Below are 13,651 nucleotides of genomic sequence, written 5' to 3'. Positions count from 1 at the left end.
CCCGGACGGCCCGGATGGGGCATCTCACGCCGGATCCCGGGAACTCAGCCGCCTCACGAGCCGACTCGTGCAGTAGTGGGGCCGCTTCTCGGGAGTACCGGTCCGTCCGCCGGGGCCCGGTGGTCGAAGGCGATCAGGGGATCGCCGGTCAGCGGATGTTCCACCACGGCCGCGTGTACGCCGAACACCTCGGCCAGCAGGGCAGGGATGAGCACCTCGCGGGGCGGTCCGGACGCGACCACGTTTCCCTCGTGCAGGACGTGCAGCCGGTCGCACACGGACGCGGCGGCGTTGAGGTCGTGCAGCGACACCAGCGTCGTACGGCGCTGGGCGCGCAGCAGGGCGAGCAGTTCCACCTGGTGGCGGATGTCCAGGTGGTTGGTGGGCTCGTCCAGGACCAGGACGTCCGTCTGCTGGGCGAAGGCACGGGCCAGCAGGACGCGTTGGCGTTCGCCGCCGGACAGCTCCGTGAAGCGGCGCCCGGTGTGGTCCGCCATGCCGACGTCGGCGAGCGCCTTCGAGACGACGTCCCGGTCGGTGGCGTCCTCCGCGGCGAAGGCCCGCTTGTACGGGGTGCGGCCCATGGCGACGACCTCGCGCACGGTCAGCTCGAAGTCGCCGCCCCGCTCCTGCGGGAGCGCGGCCACCCGCCGGGCCGCCTGGACAGGGCTCAGCTCTCGCAGGTCGGTGCCGTCGAGCAGGACGCGCCCGCCGACGGGTTTCAGGTGGCGGTAGACGGTCCGCAGGAGCGAGGACTTTCCGCTGCCGTTCGGTCCGACCAGGCCGGTGATCTCGCCTTCGGCGGCAATGAGGTGCGCCCCGGCCACGACCGTACGGCCGTCGTAGGCGATGTGCAGGTCCTCGACGTCGATCCTCAACTTCTGCTCCCCCAGCTCCTCAACTGCCACTCCTCCGGATCCTCAACTGCCGCTTCCCAGGCGCCGGTCCAGCAGGTACAGCAGCGCCGGTGCGCCGATCAGCGAGGTGACGACCCCGACCGGCAGCTCCTGCGTGTCCATGGCGGTACGGCACACGATGTCGACCACCACCAGCAGCAGCGCCCCGAACAGCGCCGAGACCGGAAGCAGTCGGCGGTGGTCGCCGCCGACGACCAGGCGGCAGGCGTGCGGCACCATCAGCGCGACGAAGGCGATGGCACCGGACACCGCGACCAGGACGCCGGTCAGCAGGCTGGTCGCGGTGAACAGCTCACGGCGCAGCCGGGCGGCGTCGACGCCGAGCCCAGCAGCCGTCTCGTCACCCATGAGCAGGGCGTTGAGCGCCCGGGCGCGCGCCTGGAGCCACACCAGGGTGGCGGGTACGGCGACGGCGGGTACGGCGAGCAGCTGCCAACTCGCCCCGCTCAGACTCCCCATGAGCCAGAACAGCACGCTCTGCGTCTGCTGCTCGTCGCCGGCCTGGAGAACGAGATAACTGGTGAAGCCGGACAGGAACTGGCCGATCGCCACCCCGGCCAGCACCAGCCGCAGTGGGGCGAAGCCCCCACGGCGCCGGGCCACCGTCCACACCAGCGCGAACGTCGCCAGCGCCCCGGCGAACGCCGCGCCCGACAGGCCGAGGCCCAGTGCCCCGCCCGTCCCGACGCCGAGCACGATCGCGGCGACCGCCCCGAGGGAGGCTCCGTTGGAGATGCCCAGGAAGTAGGGGTCGGCCAGCGGGTTGCGTACGAGAGCCTGCATCGCCGTACCGACGAGACCGAGCCCGGCACCGACGAGGGCGGCGAGCAGGGCTCGGGGGACGCGCAGTTGCCACACGATGAGGTCGTCCGTGCCCGGCCGGGGGGCCTCTCCGGAGAGCCGCCGCCCCACCACGCCCCACACCTCACCCGGCGCGATGGACGTCGAGCCCCAGGAGACCGCCGCCGTGAGAGCGACGAGCAGTGCCACGGCGAGGACCGCGGCCATGGGGCCGGCGGGCACCGAACGCGCCTGCCTGCGGGCGTCCGTGCGCTGTCGGCTGAGCAGAGCGTCGATCACGGTCAGCCGACCTTGCCGGGGTACAGAGCGCTGGCGATCGCCTCGACCGTGTCGGCGTTCTCGACCCCGGCGATGGTGGTCTGCTCGGAGCCGATCCGCAGGAAGTGCCCCTCCTTGACCGCCTCCAGCCCCTTGGTGGCGGAGTTCGTCTCCAGCCACTTCTGGGCCTCGTCGAACGCCTTCTTGTTCGCGGCCTCGCCGCCCCGGTTGCGCACGCCCAGCTGGATCCAGTCAGGGTTCTTGGCGATCACGTCCTCCCAGCCGACCGGTTTGAAGTCGCCGTCGCAGTCGGCGAAGACGTTGCGGGCCCCGGCCTGGGTGATCACCGCGTTGGCGATCTGCCGGTTGCAGACGGCCATGGGCTGCTTGGTGCCGGCGTCGTAGTCGAAGAAGAAGTACGTCGGCCGCTCGGCCTCGGCCGTGCCGCCGACGGCCTTCCGTACGGCGTCCGCTTTCTCCTTCATGCTCGTGACGAGTTCTTTCGCTTTCGCCGAAGTGCCGGTGACGGCACCGAGGGAGGTGATGTCCTCCTCGACGGCCGTCAGGTCGGTGACGGGGCTCTTGCTCTGCGCCGCGCAGGCGGTGGACTTCAGGTAGATGTGCTTGATCCCGGCGGCCTTGAACTCCGCCTCGGTCGGCGCGTCGCCCATCCCGCCGCCCATGTTCATGTTGGCGAAGGTGTCGATGTACAGGTCGGCGCCGGAACCGAGCAGTTTCTCCTTGGGGATCACGGTCTGGCTGAGCACGTTGACCTTCTGCGCCGGAGCGTCCAGCTCGCCGGGCAGCGTGCCCTTGCCGGGCGGGAAGCCGGTGCCGATCACCTGGTCCCCGGCTCCCAGCCGGAGCAGCAACTCCAGGCTGGAGGCATTGCTGGTGACGATCTTCTGCGGAGCCTCGGAGAACGTGGTCTTGGCTCCCGTGCAGTCGGTGACGGTCACCGGGTAGTCGTCAGAGGCAGCCTTTCCGGCAGCGGGGCTCGCCCCGCCGCCGTCCCCGCCGCCGCAGCCCGCCGCCAGCAAGCCGCCGATTACCACGGCCGTCGTACCCCACCACACGCGAGAACGCATCGAAACTCTCCAGGATCCACTCGGGCACGGGCGGACCTCTGCCACCCGTTCCAGTAGTCGGGGCGGACTCCGTGTGGGTTCCCGCCATTTGAGGTGCCGGTTCATCCGCTGCCGGAACCCCGGGAGGGAGCGCCGCGACTACTGAGGTGTGAAGCGGAGGAGCCTGAAGAGCCCGATGCGTCCGGCACTTGGGACGAGTAGGACACGTGGGACGCGTTCGACGCCGAGAAGTCTGTTCACGAGCACGCTGCGGTCCGCCGCGGCACCCCTCGGCGCGTGCTGCGCGGCTCTGATCCTGCTGACCGCCTACACCATGACCGGCCTGGCCGGCGATCCTCCGCCCCGGATCACGGTCGTGGACGCCCGGATCATCGCTCCGCCCAGGGGCGCGAGTTCCACCGCCGCCTACTTCGAGATCCGCAACACCGGCGTCTCGCGGGACACGCTCCTGTACGCGGACTCGCCGGAGCTGGGAGTCAGCGCCATCCGCCGCGCCGGAGGCCGGGAGCGGGCGGGGCTCACGGAACAGGTGTGGTCCGTCGACGTTCCGGCGGGCGGCACCGTGCGCATGGCCCCGGATGGTCTGGGCGTCCTGATCGTGGATCCGCCTGTGCTGAAGCCGGGCCGGGAAGTGCTCTACAACCTGTGGTTCCGGTACAGCGGAAGGGTCGGTGTCCGGGTACCCGTGACCACCGGCGCGAGATGACCCGGCTGTACCGGTGCCCACCACGCCGGGATTGGCTGTCCGTCCGTGTCAGGAGAAGCGTTCCCGGTAGTCGAGGGGCGAGATCCGCAGCACCCGTTGGAACGACCTGAGCATCGTGGCCTGCGTCCCGAACCCCGTCTCGCGGGCGATGGACTCGGGGCTGCGGGGCGTCTCGGTGAGGAGGCGGGAGGCGGCTGCCACCCGGGCCCGCTCGACGTACTCCCGCGCCGACATGCCGACCTGGGCGCGGAACAGGCGGGTGAAGTGGCGCTCGGAGATGCCGGCCTGACGGGACAGGGAGCGGATCGACAGGTCGCTGCCCGGGTCGGCGAGGATCCGCCGTTGCACCGCGCGCAGCACCGGGCTGCGCGCGCCGGGGCCGAGCGGCTCGGCGAACTGGAGCTGACCGCCCGGCCTGCGTTGGTACGTGACCAGGGACCGGGCGACCTTCTGGGCTGCCTCGCCGCCCAGGTCGTCCTCCACGAGGGCGAGAGCCAGGTCGAGGCCGGAGGCGGCGCCCCCGGAGGTCGTGACGCGGCCGTCCCGCACCACCGTGTCCCGTGCGTCGGCCTCGACCGCCGGGTACCGGCGGGTGAGTTCGTCCGCGAACTACCAGTGCGTGGCTGCCCTGCGGCCGTCGAGAAGCCCGGCATCGGCGAGGAGGAAGGCGCCAGTGTCCACCGAGGCCACGCGCCGGGCCCGCCGGGCCAGGGAACCCACCGCGTCGACGATCGCCCGATCGAGGGCAGGGATGCCGTCCGTGCCCGGCACGATCAGCGTGCCGGCCTCGGCCACGTCCATCGTGCCGTGGTCCGGCCGGACGGTGAGTCCGCCGGACACACGGACGGGACCGCCGTCCAAGGAGGCTGTCCGCACCTAGTACCGGCAGGCTCCTGAGCTCATCTCGCCCGCAGCGGCGAAGACATCGGCGGGCCCTGAGAAGCCGAGGCTCTGGGCCCCGTCGAAAAGCAGGATGAGCACCAGGTGGGGCTGCTGCTCGCTCGTATGGTTTCGGCGGTTCATCACGACCTCGCTCTTACGCGCATCATCCTGCGCGCGACTGTCATCCATGGGGGTGCTCGGAACTGTTCGGCGAGAGGAAGGGCGCCTGGCCCGCGCTTCGAACGGACGGCCCGGCGCCCTTCGATCACGCGGCCAGCGGGGCCGGCTCGGCCGTCGCCTCGGCCTCGGCCAGCAGCTCGATGAGCGTTGCCCGGGCACGGGACACGCGTGAGCGGACCGTTCCGATGGGGCAGCCACTGGCCTGGGCCGCCTCCGCGTAAGGCAGCCCGATCAACTGGGTGAGAACGAACGCCTCACGGCGCTCGCCGGGCAGCGCGTCCAGCAGGTCGAGCAGGGCGATGCCGTCTTCGAAGCCGGGCAGACCGCTCGGCTGGGCGCTTTCGACCGTCGCTCTCCAGTCGTCCGTGGCGCACAGACGTGGCCGGGCGGCGGCGTACCGGTAACTGTCGATCACCGCGCGGCGTGCGATGGACAGCAGCCACGCCCGCGCCGAGGAGCGCCCCTCGAACCGGTGCAGGCTGCCGAGTGCCCTCAGGAACGTGTCCTGGGCCAGGTCATCGGCGGCCTGGGGATCGGAGGACAGATGCGCGACATAACGGACGACGTCGGGGTGCAGGGCCCGTACGAAACGGTCGACGGCGGCCGGGTCGCCGGCGCGGGCGGCGAGCGCCCAGGCGGTCGTCGACTCGTCGAACGACGCCTGTGCACCGTCTTTGTCCGCCTCTCTGCGTTTGTCGCGGGAGGCGGGCAGAACAGGAGTGATCACCTGATGTCCTTCTCGGGTCATCCGGCATCCGGCACGGCGGCGCGCACGACCGTGCTGAGGCACGACGGCCACGTGACACCGCTTGCGGATGGGTCCGGGAGTGAAGGGGAGACGGCCGTACGACGCGTACGGCCGTTGCCCGAGGCGCGGGCGTCGATGACACGACACCTGGCTAAGCGGGTCCGGGGAAGTGCGGGTGCGTTCCCGCGGCGTTCGGTGCGTGCTCTCGGCGTGCCGGACGAAGGTCCTTGTAGCGGAGCTACTTGGGCCTTTGGCCGGTGCGGCGAGAGTGCGTGCCGGGCGGCGTGGGGGCGTGCCTGAACTTCCCCGGGGTCGCTTAGGGCCCCGGGGAACCGGCTGTCTCAGACGACAGCGGTCCTGGCCGGAGGCCCCCGAGGAGTGATCGAGTGAACGAGAAGAAGGCGCCGTGGCACTCGTTCCGAGCGGGCGCGGTGCCGCCGGACGCGCAGTCGGCGTGGTGGCGCGACAACAGCGAACAGCAGCCGCAGGGGTGCGGCCAGCCAGCCGGCGACGGCCCGCAGGACACGGAATGCGGCACGCTCCCCATGGGCCAGCCACAGGCCGCACAGCAGCGCGGCGAGCGTGTGGGCGGCCAGCATGCCGAACGACGACATGCCGCCCATGTCGTGGCCCATGGAGCCCATGTGCCCCATGTGCGCCGCGTGGTCCATGGCCATGTGCCCCATGTCCATGGAGTCCATGGGCATGGCGCTCATGTCGTGGCCCATGGACTCCATGGCGTGTCCCTGGCCCCCGGAGCCGGGCGGCGTGATGTCCGGTCCGGCTGCGCTCGTGGCCGTCGACTGCGCTCGTTCGAAGACCGAGTGGAGCACGCCCTGGGTGACCACGACCAGGGACACGACCAGCGGGAGTCCGCGCTCACGGCCCGCGAGGCACCAGCCCGCACCGCCCGTGACGGCAAGTCCGGCCGTCAGTGCCCACCATGAGACGGCGGCGCCGGACATCAGGACGTGCCCGAGAGCAGCGAGCAGCACACAGACGGCCGCGAACACCGCGGCCCGTATCGTGCGCCCACACCGCCCAGCTGTCATGACGGCCCTCATCCTCGCATCCGGGATTCCGTCGCCAAGGAGGGGTACGGAACAGGCCCCCGTGCTCCACTCAATCCCGGGCCGGTGATGCAGAACACGCCAACGGGCCGGAACTCGGCGCACGCTTCGGCCGACAGGTGAAGGCGGGGTTTCTCCCGGCCCTCGCCGTCCACTCGGTCGCGCGTCTTCCCGCCGGAGCCACCGTGTCGGCAGGGCACCGCCCCGCCCTTCGCTCTTTCTGCGAGGACGCCGTCACCTTGTACACGGTCGGCATGCTCGCTGAAAAGGACGCCGACCTGGGCTGCCCCGACATCGCAGGCATCACAGCCGCGACTCACCGCGTCCCGGCCCGCAGCAGCAGCCACGGGCCGGCACTGCAGGTCGAAGCGTGCCTCATCGCCGGCCGGCGCAGCCACGACCTGTGCGGGCAGCCCGCCACAGCACCCCGAACACTGCCGTATCCGCGCCGAGTCCACCGGGCAGGCCGCCGGTCACTCCCCGTCCGTGCCCGGGCGGACGACCACCGCAAGGGCCCTGATCGACCCGCTGCGCGCGAAGTGCAGCGTGAACGGCACGGCGTCACCCTCGCGCCACGTCTCCTGCGCCCGCAGCGTCACATCCGTGCCGTACGGGGACATGGCGAGGCTGTCGCCGGCCGGGACGGCGGCGGAGTCCACCGTCTGCCCGTACGCCGCCCGCCCGCCGGTCATGCGGTGGCGGCTGAGCGTGGGGTCGCCGCCGACGGAGGACGTGACCTTCAGCAGCCGGTCGTCCGCGCCGCCGGAGTTGGTGATGCGGAAGAACGCGGCGGTCTCCCGGGTGTCGCCGAACGGGAGGTAGACGCGCCCGTCGGTGACCGCGATCCGTGCGGGGCTGCCCGCGTTGCCCTGGGTGACCCAGGTGGTCAGACCCCCGAGGGCGACGCTGCACGCGGCGACGGGCGCGAGCGCGGCGATCAGGGTGTCGGTGACTCGGTGGCGGGTCGGCCGCCACAGAGGTTGTCCGGTCATCGCGTACGGCCCCGAACCCGCGACGGCTGCCAGGCCCGCAGGCGCAGGCTGTTTCCGACCACCAGCAGGGAGCTCACCGACATGGCCGCAGCGGCGAGCATCGGGTTCAGCAGTCCGACCATGGCGAGCGGCACGGTCACCACGTTGTAGCCGAACGCCCACAGGAGGTTGACGCGGATCGTGCCCAGAGTGCGCCGGGCGAGCCGGACCGCGTCGCCGAGGGCCTCGATGTCACCGCGTACGAGTGTCACATCGGCGGCCCCGATCGCCGCATCCGTGCCGCCTCCCATGGCGATACCGAGATCGGCACCGGCGAGTGCGGCGGCGTCGTTGACGCCGTCGCCGACGACCGCGACCCGGCAGCCCTGTTCCCTCAACTCCCGTACGAGGCCGGCCTTGTCCTCGGGGGTGCAGCGGGCGTGCACCTCCTCGATGCCGAGCGCGGCGGCGACCGCCTGCGCCGGTGCCTCCCGGTCGCCGGTGGCGAGCACCGGGCGCACACCGAGTCGCCGCAGCCCGTCCACGGCCTGGTAACTGCCGGGACGTACGACGTCTCCGACCTCGATCAGCGCCTCGGCGACCCCGTCGACCCGGACCAGGACGGGGGTGTTGACGCCGGCCTCCGCCGCCCGCAGCGCGTCGGTGAGGGCGGCGGGCAACTCGTCGTCCGGCGCGAGGACTTCGACCAGCCGCCCCTCGACCCGGCCGCGCACGCCCTCGCCCGCCGTCGCGGCGAAGTCACTCACCTCCGGCAGCGTGCCCGGCCCGGGCGGTGCACTCCCCGACGCTCGGACACGCTCGCGCGGGGACACCCCCGTGGCACACGCGACGATCGCCCGGCCCAGCGGGTGCTCCGAGCCCTGCTCCACCGCACCGGCCAGCCGCAGCACCGTCTCGCGCCCGAGCCCGTCCGGCACGGCCGTGACCCGGGCGACGGTCATGTGGCCGGAGGTGAGAGTGCCGGTCTTGTCGAGCACGACCGTGTCGATGTGCTGCAACCCTTCCAGGGCCTGCGGGCCCCGGACCAGGACACCGAGCTGGGCACCGCGTCCGGTGGCGGCCATCAGCGCGGTCGGCGTAGCCAGCCCCAGCGCACACGGGCACGCCACCACCAGGACGGCCACGCATACGGTGACGGCGGCCTGCGGATCGGCCCCGGCGCCCAGCCAGAACCCGAGCACGGTCACGGCGAGCGCCAGCACCACCGGCACGAACACCCCGGCCACCGCGTCCGCCAGCCGCTGCGCCCGCGCCTTGCCCGCCTGTGCCTCGGTCACCAGCCGGGTGATGCGGGCAAGCTGTGTGTCCGCACCGACCGCGGTGGCCCGTACGAGCATGCGTCCGCCGGCGTTGACCGCCCCGCCGACCACGGCCGAACCCGGCCCGGTCTCGACCGGCTCGCTCTCCCCGGTGACCAGGGAAAGGTCCACGGCGGAGTTGCCCTCCGTCACCACGCCGTCGGTGGCGACGCGCTCGCCGGGGCGGACGACGAAGACCTGCCCGACCCTCAACTCCTCGACGGGGATGAGCCGCTCGGCCCCGCCCTCGCGTACCGCCACTTCTTTCGCGGCGATTTGGGCCAGCGACCGCAGGGCCGCCCCGGTGCCGTTCCTGGCCCGCGCTTCCAGGAACCGCCCGGTGAGCACGAACAGCGGTACGACGACGGCCACTTCGAGGTAGACGTGAGCGATGCCGCCGGAGGCTTCAGGCAGCAGGCTGAACGGCATCGTCATACCCAGCACGCCCGCGCCGCCGAAGAAGAGCGCGTACACCGACCAGGTGAAGGATGCCGCCACGCCCAGCGAGACCAGGGTGTCCATGGTCGCCGTCGAGTGCCGCAGCCCGCGCAGCGCCCGCACGTGGAACGGCCACGCGCTCCACACCGCGACCGGCGCGGCCAGCACGAAACACAGCCACTGCCAGGCACGGAACTGCAAGTCGGGCACCATGGACAGCACGAGCACCGGCACCGCGAGCAGCGTCGTGATCACCAGCCGTTCAAGCTCCTGCCGGATGCCGTCGGACTCCCCGCCCTGGCCCTCCTCGCGCTGCTGCTTTGGAGGCTCAGGCAGCACGGCCGTGTATCCGGCCTGCTCGACCGTCGCCATGAGTTCGTCGGGGCTGATGTGCGGCGGATGGCTCACCCTGGCGCCCCCAGTGGCCAGATTGACCGTCGCGTTCACGCCCTCCAGCTTCGCGAGCTTCTTCTCCACCCGCCGCACGCATGCCGCGCAGGTCATCCCGCCGACGGTCAGGTCGGTGGTCACCAGAGAGGTGGTCGGCTCCGTGGTCATCAGCCGCCACTCCCGTGCTGCATGTCCATGCCGCCCTCCGTGCCACCAGTGCCCTCGCCGCTCGTTCCGGAGCGCTGCATGTCGGGCGCGACGGGGCCGACGGCGGCTCCGGCGGCGTATGACACCGTGAAGACCAGGGCTAGCAGCAGAAGGAAACCGCAGAGGGCGGGCGGCGGCACCAGTCTCCGCAGCGCGAAAACGTGCTCGGGGGAGGACTGCTGGGGCTCTTCCATTATCGGGGCTCCTTACATCTGTCAGATGGTCCGGGCACGGGATCACGCCGGATCCCGTGCCCGTACCCTTTACAGAGGTCGGGCCCGGAGAAGGTGGAGTTCCGTACGCCCGTGTGGCGCGCGTCACGCCATACCCCGGGCCTTCGGCGCGAGGCCGCGCGATTGTCCGTGTCAGTCCGCCTCGGGGGCGTGCCCCTCGTCCACCTCGCAGGTACGGGCTGTACGGTTCACTGCCTCAGCCGGCGCAGTGTCGCCGTCGAGGTCGTCGCGGTACGTCGATTGCCTCGCCATCGCCATCGCCATCACCAGCGCCAAGGTGGCACCGGAGACGAGTCTGCCCGGAATCAGCAGTGAGAGGACCGTCACGGAAGGCACCGCTCGCTAACGCGAGCGGGCCAACCGGGATCTCACTCGGAATCACGCCCCCTCCTACACCTCGGACGCCGACAGCAACTCCGCTGCCCGTCGCTTCAGTTCGTCGCTCGCCTCCGCCGCGTTGCCCGAGTCGAAGGGCGGCTGCGGGTCGTACTCGATGGCGAGCTGGATCGCCCTCGCCGTGTCCTCTCCCGCGATCAGGGACGCGAGGTACAGGGACATGTCCACGCCCGCCGACACTCCGGCGGAGGTGATGATCTTGCCGGAGTGTACGTAGCGCTGCGGCGAGTAGGTCACGCCGAACCTCTTCTGGAGTTGCTCGGCGGCGAGCCAGTGGACGGCGGCCTTGCGGCCCTTCAGCAAGCCGGCGGCGGCGAGAAGGAGGCCGCCGCTGCACACGGAGGTGGTCCAGCGGGTGTGCCGGTGGGTTTCGCGGATGAAGTTCAGGATGGTCCGGTTCTCCAACGCCTCGTCCATACCGCGGTAGCCCCCGCCCGACACGAGCAGGACGTCGAGATGGCCGACCTCGGCGAGGGAACGCTCGGCTATCAGGGCCACGTCGCCAGTGTCCGTACGGACCGGGCCGCGCTGCTCGGCGATCATCATCACGGTCGCGTCCGGTATCCGGGAGAGGACCTCTGCCGGGCCGGTGGGGTCCAGCATGCTGTAGCCGTCGAATATCAGGATGCCGATGGTCGGTCCCGAGCGGCCCTTCGCGTCGGCGGGCGCGGTCCCGGCCGGGGTCGCCTGTGCTGCTCCGGTCGGGGCCGCTGCCGTTGCAGCGAGGGCGGCGGCAGCCACCGTGCCGCGGAGAACGTTTCTACGTGCCGTCGAATGCGTCATGGCACGAGAGTCTCGTGCCTCGGTGCGACGCGCGGGGCCGGCATGTCCGGCATCCTGCGAAGCGTGTCCCCCGTTACCCCGTAGCGGTCCAGAAACGCCTGCCGCATTGTCTCCGCCGATCCGAAACCGCAGCGGCGGGCGATCGCCGCCATCGGCAGTCCGCTGTTCCTGACCAGCTGCGCTGCCGCCTCGGTGCGCGCCACGCGCACGGCCCGTGCCGGAGTGGTCGCGAGGTGTGCGCCGAAGAGCCGGGTCAGGTGCCGGACGCTGACCCCCGCCCGGGCCGCAAGCGCCGACGGTGAGAGGTCCTCGGCCACATGGCCGACGACGTAGCCCATCAGGTCCCGCACCAGCCGGTCCTCCGGCGGCGGAGCGGACAGATACAGAGAGATCTGCGCCTGGTCAGCGGGACGGTGCACCTGGGTGACGAGTTCTCGGGCGACGGCCCGGGCCAGGGTCGGTCCGTGGTCGTCCTCGATCAGCTCCAGCGTCAGATCGAGGGCGCTGGTGACGCCGGCGGAGGTGTAGACGTTGCCGTCGCGTATGCGGATCGGGTCCACGTCGACGGCCACCGAGGGGTGCCGCTCGGCCAGCCGTTCCCCCCACCGCCAGTGAGTCGTGGCTCTGCGGTCGTCCAACAGCCCCGCGGCGGCCAGCACATAGGCGCCGGTGCAGACGGAGGCCACGCGCCGGCTGTTTTCGGCCAGCCGCCGCACCTGGGCCAGCAGTCTCTCGTCCGCCGCCGCGCCCTCGCAGCCGAGGCCGCCCACGACCAGCAGCGTGTCCAGGAATCCCCCGACCGTTTCCAGGTCCTGCCCCCCGCCCACCCAGATCCCCGCCGAACTCCGGGTGGCCCGACCGCCGAGGGTGCCCAGCTCGATGGAGTACGGCGGGCTCGCACCGAACCAGTTGGCGATGTCCAACGCACTGCTGGGCGAGGCGATGTCGAGGATCTGGGCGTTGTCATAGGCGACGATGAGTACGCGTCGGCTGCTGTCCATGCCTGATGGCAGCACATTCAGAGGCGTGGTGTCGCACCGGGCACGCTTTGGAGGAGGCCGCAGGGGCCGCCTGACGGCGCGTCGGTCCGGCCGGCCGGTGGAAAACCGTCGTTTCCCTAGCAGCCCAGCCGGCGGCGACCTCATTCTGCGAGGACTCACCACACAGCGCAGTCGCGAGAAAGTAGGCTGACGTCTCACCTCATCGCCCGGCTCTTCGAGCCGATCCCGCGGTTCCTTCGCCCGGCCGCTCCGTCCGCGTGCCCGCCCAGGCGCCGCCGCCTCGGCGCCGACCGTCCTCCACACGGGTGCGCGTCCCCCAAGAGGACAGGAAAGCCCGCTGGTACGGCGGCTCTACTTGACGGGCCGTGAGCGGCATTCGGCGCCTCGACGCGCGATGTCTGTCGCGGCATCCGGCGCGGACCTCAGCCCCCTGCTGACCGAGCGTGCGGTGGTGCGCATAAGCGGCGGGGGACGCAGGCAGCCGTCCGGGCGCCTGCTGCCCTGGACGGGCAATGTGCGCGGACTGCTGCTGGACGGGCGGCGCAAGTCGCACTTCATCACCTCCAGCCCGTCGGATCCCGCGCATGCGCGGGCCCGACTCGCCTGGAGGATGCAGGACGCGATCGGGCCGGAGGCATTGATCGTGGATGACACCGGCTTTTTGAAGGACGGGGATGCGTCGGCGTGTGTGTCGCGGCAGTACACCGGCACCGCGGGCAAGGTCACCAAATGCCAGGTGGGCGTCTCACTGCACCTGGCCAATGACCGCGCCTCCGCAGCTGTCAACTGGCGGCTGTCCCTGCCCGCATCCTGGGATCCCGCCTCTCCGGAGGCCGATGCGGACAAGACTGCCCGCCGCGGCCGCTGCGGCATCCCGGCGCAGGCGGGGCACGTGGAGAAGTGGCAGCTGGCCCTGGACATGATCGACGATGCCCGGTCATGGGGCGTCGACGTTCCCCTGGTCGTCGCGGACGCCGGACACGGCGATGCCGCCGCCTTCCGTCTGGCCTGGTCATCGAAGTCGTCCGGCCGGCCACACGGCCGGTGTTCTGGCGGGAAGGCTCCCGGACGGGCAAGAGCCAAAGTGGCTTCAGCGCATGTACTCGCGGTTCGTCGCCCTGCGGATCCGCCCCGCCGGACGCGGCATCTGCAAGGCCGGCAACGATGGTCACGTCCGCTGGAGTGGTGTATCGACGGCCATTCGGTGATCTCGTTTTGAGGTTATGCGGTGAGTTCGGTCGGCAGGACGGTCTCGTCCGTTTC

Annotated in this window: 14 protein-coding genes and 1 pseudogene; 2 read left to right on the top strand and 13 right to left on the bottom strand. The window is 71.4% G+C overall.

Annotated elements, in window-relative coordinates:
* Positions 1-53: 53 nt before the first annotated feature.
* The 3 genes from ADL12_RS23125 to ADL12_RS23115 form a co-directional block, all read right to left on the bottom strand.
* On the bottom strand, positions 54-878 hold the full coding sequence (locus ADL12_RS23125; RefSeq protein WP_062704953.1) for an ABC transporter ATP-binding protein: 825 nt from the start codon (positions 876-878) through the stop codon (positions 54-56).
* 42 nt (positions 879-920) lie between these two features.
* Positions 921-1,925 carry a FecCD family ABC transporter permease gene (locus tag ADL12_RS23120; protein WP_244188029.1) on the bottom strand — a complete coding sequence of 335 codons (1,005 nt, stop codon included), beginning with the start codon at positions 1,923-1,925 and terminating at the stop codon, positions 921-923.
* 74 nt (positions 1,926-1,999) lie between these two features.
* Positions 2,000-3,064: an ABC transporter substrate-binding protein gene (locus ADL12_RS23115; RefSeq protein ID WP_107119999.1), complete on the bottom strand. Its 1,065-nt coding sequence runs from the start codon at positions 3,062-3,064 to the stop codon at positions 2,000-2,002.
* Between the two features lie 313 nt (positions 3,065-3,377).
* Between ADL12_RS23115 and ADL12_RS23110 the strand changes: the two genes are divergently transcribed.
* Positions 3,378-3,770, top strand: coding sequence for a copper chaperone PCu(A)C (locus ADL12_RS23110; RefSeq protein ID WP_244188019.1), 393 nt, complete (start codon positions 3,378-3,380; stop codon positions 3,768-3,770).
* 48 nt (positions 3,771-3,818) lie between these two features.
* Here the strand turns inward: ADL12_RS23110 and ADL12_RS56675 are convergent, their stop codons facing one another.
* The 10 genes from ADL12_RS56675 to ADL12_RS23065 all read right to left on the bottom strand — a co-directional run bounded on the left by ADL12_RS56675 (position 3,819) and on the right by ADL12_RS23065 (position 12,388).
* Positions 3,819-4,319, bottom strand: coding sequence for a GlxA family transcriptional regulator (locus ADL12_RS56675; RefSeq protein WP_244188018.1), 501 nt, complete (start codon positions 4,317-4,319; stop codon positions 3,819-3,821).
* Between the two features lie 60 nt (positions 4,320-4,379).
* Positions 4,380-4,646 carry a DJ-1/PfpI family protein gene (locus ADL12_RS56670; RefSeq protein WP_244188017.1) on the bottom strand — a complete coding sequence of 89 codons (267 nt, stop codon included), beginning with the start codon at positions 4,644-4,646 and terminating at the stop codon, positions 4,380-4,382.
* Positions 4,647-4,917: 271 nt separating this feature from the next.
* A complete protein-coding gene (locus ADL12_RS23100) occupies positions 4,918-5,559 on the bottom strand; it encodes a sigma-70 family RNA polymerase sigma factor (RefSeq protein WP_062704687.1) in 642 nt (213 codons plus the stop codon).
* 362 nt (positions 5,560-5,921) lie between these two features.
* On the bottom strand, positions 5,922-6,632 hold the full coding sequence (locus ADL12_RS23095) for a hypothetical protein (protein WP_062704685.1): 711 nt from the start codon (positions 6,630-6,632) through the stop codon (positions 5,922-5,924).
* A gap of 491 nt (positions 6,633-7,123) precedes the next feature.
* Positions 7,124-7,642 (bottom strand): copper chaperone PCu(A)C, encoded by a 519-nt coding sequence (locus ADL12_RS23090; RefSeq protein ID WP_062704683.1) that lies wholly within the window; start codon positions 7,640-7,642, stop codon positions 7,124-7,126.
* Positions 7,639-9,936, bottom strand: coding sequence for a heavy metal translocating P-type ATPase (locus ADL12_RS23085; RefSeq protein ID WP_062704681.1), 2,298 nt, complete (start codon positions 9,934-9,936; stop codon positions 7,639-7,641). Before ADL12_RS23085 ends, ADL12_RS23090 begins: the two co-directional genes overlap by 4 nt.
* Positions 9,936-10,169, bottom strand: a complete 234-nt coding sequence (locus ADL12_RS23080; protein WP_062704678.1) for a hypothetical protein — start codon at positions 10,167-10,169, stop codon at positions 9,936-9,938. The genes ADL12_RS23085 and ADL12_RS23080 overlap by 1 nt, the downstream gene beginning before the upstream one ends.
* A 171-nt stretch (positions 10,170-10,340) precedes the next feature.
* Positions 10,341-10,535: a hypothetical protein gene (locus ADL12_RS23075; protein WP_159053249.1), complete on the bottom strand. Its 195-nt coding sequence runs from the start codon at positions 10,533-10,535 to the stop codon at positions 10,341-10,343.
* A 63-nt stretch (positions 10,536-10,598) separates the two neighbouring features.
* Positions 10,599-11,387 (bottom strand): DJ-1/PfpI family protein, encoded by a 789-nt coding sequence (locus ADL12_RS23070; protein WP_062704674.1) that lies wholly within the window; start codon positions 11,385-11,387, stop codon positions 10,599-10,601.
* Complete coding sequence (locus tag ADL12_RS23065) at positions 11,384-12,388, bottom strand: GlxA family transcriptional regulator (RefSeq protein WP_062704672.1); 1,005 nt, start codon at positions 12,386-12,388, stop codon at positions 11,384-11,386. Before ADL12_RS23065 ends, ADL12_RS23070 begins: the two co-directional genes overlap by 4 nt.
* Positions 12,389-12,902: 514 nt before the next feature.
* On the opposite strand from ADL12_RS23065, the pseudogene ADL12_RS49255 reads away from it, so the two are divergent.
* Positions 12,903-13,545, top strand: a pseudogene (locus tag ADL12_RS49255) (IS701 family transposase); the annotation flags it as partial.
* Positions 13,546-13,651: the final 106 nt, after the last annotated feature.

It is taken from the genome of Streptomyces regalis (assembly GCF_001509475.1).
GTDB lineage: Bacteria > Actinomycetota > Actinomycetes > Streptomycetales > Streptomycetaceae > Streptomyces > Streptomyces regalis.
The sequence above is the reverse complement of the archived record's forward strand: the minus strand, read 5'-3'. Positions and strand labels throughout refer to the sequence as shown.

Bases quoted from the DNA above. Each gene is read 5' to 3' on its own strand.
- ADL12_RS23120 (WP_244188029.1), bottom strand. From the start codon at position 1,925: ATGGCCGCGGTCCTCGCCGTGGCACTGCTCGTCGCTCTCACGGCGGCG.
- ADL12_RS23065 (WP_062704672.1), bottom strand. From the start codon at position 12,388: ATGGACAGCAGCCGACGCGTACTCATCGTCGCCTATGACAACGCCCAG.
- ADL12_RS23115 (WP_107119999.1), bottom strand. From the start codon at position 3,064: ATGCGTTCTCGCGTGTGGTGGGGTACGACGGCCGTGGTAATCGGCGGC.
- ADL12_RS23090 (WP_062704683.1), bottom strand. From the start codon at position 7,642: ATGACCGGACAACCTCTGTGGCGGCCGACCCGCCACCGAGTCACCGAC.
- ADL12_RS23110 (WP_244188019.1), top strand. From the start codon at position 3,378: ATGACCGGCCTGGCCGGCGATCCTCCGCCCCGGATCACGGTCGTGGAC.
- ADL12_RS23085 (WP_062704681.1), bottom strand. From the start codon at position 9,936: ATGACCACGGAGCCGACCACCTCTCTGGTGACCACCGACCTGACCGTC.
- ADL12_RS23070 (WP_062704674.1), bottom strand. From the start codon at position 11,387: ATGACGCATTCGACGGCACGTAGAAACGTTCTCCGCGGCACGGTGGCT.
- ADL12_RS23095 (WP_062704685.1), bottom strand. From the start codon at position 6,632: ATGACAGCTGGGCGGTGTGGGCGCACGATACGGGCCGCGGTGTTCGCG.
- ADL12_RS23080 (WP_062704678.1), bottom strand. From the start codon at position 10,169: ATGGAAGAGCCCCAGCAGTCCTCCCCCGAGCACGTTTTCGCGCTGCGG.